Source organism: Microcystis sp. LE19-8.1F, from assembly GCF_027531715.1.
In the GTDB taxonomy this organism is placed as follows: Bacteria; Cyanobacteriota; Cyanobacteriia; order Cyanobacteriales; family Microcystaceae; genus Microcystis; species Microcystis wesenbergii_A.
Map to the genome: position 1 here is coordinate 1 of NZ_JAPZSO010000126.1, position 1249 is coordinate 1249.

The window sequence follows — 1249 nt, forward strand, 5'->3', positions numbered from 1 at the left end:
TAGGGCATACGGGAACTTTCGGGCTAGATCCGATAAACGCTTGGGGAGAGAATACCTCTACTTTTTCAGAAGCGATTCTGTCTAAGCAAGTAATCTCTTTGAACCAAGAATCCCCGTCGCTTTAGCGCGGGGAGTGTCAAAGCTAGGTATCGTTGGCGATCTATTGCGATTGTATCTGATTAAACCCATAGATGCAGAAGCCACCAGAGAAATGGTACTTTAATCAGTTATCACGCGATGTGCAACTAAGGGGAGACAAGGAACTGAAACTGCAAGGGGTCAGGGCTATGACGATTAAGCCAGTAGCAAACTGTGTGAGCTAAAAGCTTACGGTTCAGACGACTGATTAAATGCCAGAAATCTCTTGCCCACACCTTTTCTATCGAAAAACGCTCACTGAGTTGTCCAATCACAGTTTCGCTCAAACGTCTGGTTCTCTGGAGTAGCTTGAGATAGTTAGGGGAACGCAAATCCTGCATATTGGAACGACAGGGAGTATCCAATTGGATACCATACTGTTGCAGTTCGGCTTTTAGTGGAGCGGACAGATAGCCCTTATCTCCGATGAGTAGCCCCTTAATCGAAGGGACGAAATCCCAAAGAGCTTCTCGTTCAGTCCCATTGGCAGAGGTGAGGCAAAAACCCGTAATAATAACCGTCTCAGTCACTAGCAAATGACCATGAAAGCCATAGTAGGTTGGCCTCTTGGCGGCACAGTATCCATAGGTAGCTAGGTCGGGAAAGAGATGACAGCCAGCCGCGCGACGAAAAGAACACAAGGGAATAGGTAGCCCATCAATCAGATGAATGTCAGAGGAAAAAGCTCCCAACTGTGTGGCTAAGGCAACTGGGATGATTTGCTTGTATTGCTGGACTTCCCCCGTATAAACATACTAGCTATGGCTAAAAGTCTTACAGAGCCTGAGTTAAAGCAATATAATACTAATTAACTACTGGACACAAAATCCTGAAGTCCTTACGCAGATAGGGTTTGAGGCAAAATTTTTCAAATTTGACCTTTCGACCATTATAGCTTGTTTCGGGGCAGAAAACCAGCAAAAACATGGCTACAGAGCGAATCCCTTACTCTAGAGATTAATGACACTATCTGTTAAAATCAGGTTAGCGATCACTATACAGCCAACTCTACGGAATCGCTCTACTCCAGATACAGTCAACGGTACAGCCATTTTCAAGGGAAAAATGTACCCAGTAGCCTCTTTTCAATTTTTTCTGAGAAGCGACCTGC

1 pseudogene is annotated in these 1249 nt (G+C 45.0%); it reads right to left on the reverse strand.

The window, feature by feature from the left end:
• Nucleotides 1-245: 245 nt before the first annotated feature.
• Nucleotides 246-869, reverse strand: a pseudogene (locus O9334_RS12455) (IS982 family transposase); the annotation flags it as partial.
• Nucleotides 870-1249 lie beyond the last annotated feature (380 nt).